This is a genomic window from Fluviicola sp. (assembly GCF_030151805.1).
Taxonomy (GTDB): Bacteria; Bacteroidota; Bacteroidia; order Flavobacteriales_D; family Crocinitomicaceae; genus Fluviicola.
This window is the reverse complement of sequence record NZ_JASLCN010000324.1, coordinates 1-3,012: the sequence shown is the minus strand read 5'-3', so window position 1 is coordinate 3,012 and position 3,012 is coordinate 1. Positions and strand designations below refer to the sequence as shown.

The 3,012-nt window shown below is 39.3% G+C and carries 3 protein-coding genes; all 3 read left to right on the top strand.

Annotated elements, in window-relative coordinates; translation table 11 throughout:
* The first annotated feature begins 124 nt into the window (after nt 1-124).
* The 3 genes from Q1V93_RS12330 to Q1V93_RS12320 all read left to right on the top strand — a co-directional run bounded on the left by Q1V93_RS12330 (nt 125) and on the right by Q1V93_RS12320 (nt 2,856).
* Nucleotides 125-901 carry a dienelactone hydrolase family protein gene (locus tag Q1V93_RS12330; protein ID WP_300665123.1) on the top strand — a complete coding sequence of 259 codons (777 nt, stop codon included), beginning with the start codon at nt 125-127 and terminating at the stop codon, nt 899-901.
* A gap of 143 nt (nt 902-1,044) precedes the next feature.
* Nucleotides 1,045-2,322 carry a fumarylacetoacetase gene (fahA, locus tag Q1V93_RS12325; protein WP_300665120.1) on the top strand — a complete coding sequence of 426 codons (1,278 nt, stop codon included), beginning with the start codon at nt 1,045-1,047 and terminating at the stop codon, nt 2,320-2,322.
* A gap of 96 nt (nt 2,323-2,418) precedes the next feature.
* Complete coding sequence (locus Q1V93_RS12320) at nt 2,419-2,856, top strand: hypothetical protein (protein ID WP_300665118.1); 438 nt, start codon at nt 2,419-2,421, stop codon at nt 2,854-2,856.
* The last annotated feature ends 156 nt before the right edge of the window (nt 2,857-3,012 follow it).

Here is a 3,012-nt window from a genome sequence, read left to right as displayed (position 1 = left end):
GGAATTAGGAATTAGGAATTAGGAATTAGGAATTAGGAATTAGGAATTAGGAATTAGGAATTAGTTTTCTACATATTTTCAAATCGATTGTATCTTTATCCGATACAAACTTCAAATTTGAATCATGAAACAACTCATTCTTTTAGCATTGCTTTTCAGCACCACTTACGGATTTTCTCAAAAACTGGATTCGCTGCAATACTCCATTAACGGACAAAAATTCACTGCTTTCTATGCGAAGCCGGAGAAAGTGACCAAAAAAACCAAAACAGTCCTGATTGTTCACGAATGGTGGGGATTGAACGATTACGTAAAATCGCGTGCTGTGCAAATCGCGCAGGAAGGAAACATTGCTTTCTGTATTGATATGTACGGAACAGGTAAAATCGCAAACAACCCGAAAGATGCGCAGGCTTTTGCCACGCCGTTTTACAAAGACCCGGAATTTTCCTACGAACGTTTTATGGCCGGATACAAACAAGCTTTGACAATTTCCGGCGTTGATTCGTCCAAAATGATTGCAATCGGTTACTGCTTCGGAGGCTCGGTTGTTTTAAACGCAGCAAAAATGGGCGCACCGCTGGATGCTGTGGTAAGTTTCCATGGAGGATTGGCAGGAATTCCGGTCGATAAGAGTAAATTAAAGGCGGCAATCCTGGTTTGCAACGGAGCGGCAGATTCTTTTGTTCCTGAAACAGACATTACAGCATTCAAAAAACAACTATCGGACGCAAATGCAGATCTGACGTTTATCAATTACCCGGATGCAACACATGCATTCACCAATCCGCATTCTACCGAAACAGGAAAGAAATTTTCCATGCCGATTGCCTATAATGCTGCGGCAGACAAACAAAGCTGGATTGATTTCAATAAATTCATGAAAGCAAAAGTGAAATAGCCTTTTGAAGGTAAAAGTGTTGATTTCGAATGTGCTTACAGACTAAAATCAGTTAACTTTTTCACTTTTCTCCCGATAGCTACCGGGATTTCACTTTTACATTTTCAATTAAAGTATCTTTGTAAGTATAAAAAACAATCAAAATGTCTCAAATTTCTGCAAATAACCCTGCTTTGAAATCATGGATTGAAGTTCCTTCAGATTCAGATTTCCCGATTCAAAACTTACCTTTCGGAGTTGTAAAGAGTGAAAACCTGACTCCACATGTTGCATCCCGGATCGGAAACAAAGTAATTGATTTAAAAACATTGCATGTATTGGGTTACTTGGAAAATTTACCTTTCGAATTATCTGATTTCGATTCTGATTCATTGAATTCAATGATGAAAAAAGGAAAAAAGGCCGTTCGTGATTTGAGAAACCGATTGTCGAAATTGTTTGATGCGAATCAGGAAGATTTACAGAAAAACGAACAACATGTTGCACAGGTATTGATTCCGGTTGAAAACGTTCAGATGTGTATGCCGGTTCAGATTGGAGATTACACGGATTTTTACTCAAGCAGAGAACACGCAACAAATATCGGGATGATGTTACGTGACCCTGCAAATGCCTTAATGCCAAACTGGTTGTGGCTTCCGGTAGGATATCACGGACGTTCCAGTTCGATAATCATTTCGGGAGAACCGGTTCACAGACCGAAAGGGCAGATCAAGCCGAATCCGGAAGAGCCACCGATTTATGCGCCTTGCAGAAGCCTGGATTTCGAGTTGGAAACAGCATTCATCACATTCGACGGAAAACCACTGGGGGATTCTATTTCTACGGCAGAAGCAGAAGATTATATTTTCGGAATGGTATTGTTTAACGATTGGTCGGCAAGAGATATTCAAGCGTGGGAATATGTTCCGCTTGGACCATTTTTGGCAAAAAACTTTGCATCGTCCGTTTCTCCGTGGATCGTTACGCTGGATGCGTTACAGCCGTTCAAAGTGGAAGGACCCGAGCAAGATCCGGAAGTATTATCGTATTTGAAATACGAGGGACAATTGTCATACGATATTCAGTTGGAAGTATTCATCGAACCTGAAAACGGGGGAGAAACAAAAGTTTGTGCATCCAATTTCAAGTACATGTACTGGAATATGGCGCAGCAATTGGCTCATCATACGGTAAACGGGTGTAATGTCCGTTGCGGAGATTTGATGGGATCCGGAACAATTTCCGGTCCAACACCCGATTCGTATGGTTCAATGATGGAATTAACCTGGAGAGGGGCAAACCCATTGAAATTGAATGACGGATCGGAACGTAAGTTCATCCAGGATGGAGATACCGTAATCATGCGTGGTTTCTCATCAAAAGAAGGAGTTCGCATCGGCTTCGGAGAAGTTTCAGGAAAAATACTTCCTGCGAAATAAAATAGTTTCAATTATTGGAAGCCATTGGTAGAAATGCTAATGGCTTTTTTATTTGTTTTTGTTTTCAAACGAATTATCTTTACACAAATTCGAATAATGAGAATAACCATCAAATCTGTCTTGCTCCTGGCAATTATTTTTTCAGGACTTTCTGCTTGTACCAAAGAAAAGAAATTGGAACGCTCCTTACTCAAAAAAGAAGGTGTTTGGGATGTTGTAAACGTTCATAACATGTATTACTCATATGATTCTTTGATTAATGAGAGTAATTCGACTGATCATACTGCATTTGTTTTTCAGAAAGGAGGAAAGTTTAGTTGGGAGAATGGGAATGACACAGGAACCTGGTTTAACACAGATAATGAAATAGTTATCACATTAGTAAATCAATGGAGTTACAATAATAATAATGTATTGATATTTAGGGTTATAGAGGAGTCTAAAAATGAAATGACTTTAGAATATGCAAAATTGACAGTAGATATGGGTGTTTGGAAGAGCGTTACCACCTACCGTATTAAGCGTAGAAAATAGCTTTTAATTGAAATTTGAAGGGATTATGAAAGTAAAATTGAACTATTTGGTGTTCGTTGGTTTGGTGATTTTGTTAAGTGCCTGTTCCAAAGAAAAGAGGGTCGAAAGATACTTGAAAAGAGGTGTGGGTGAATGGCAGGTGAAAACGGATAACGT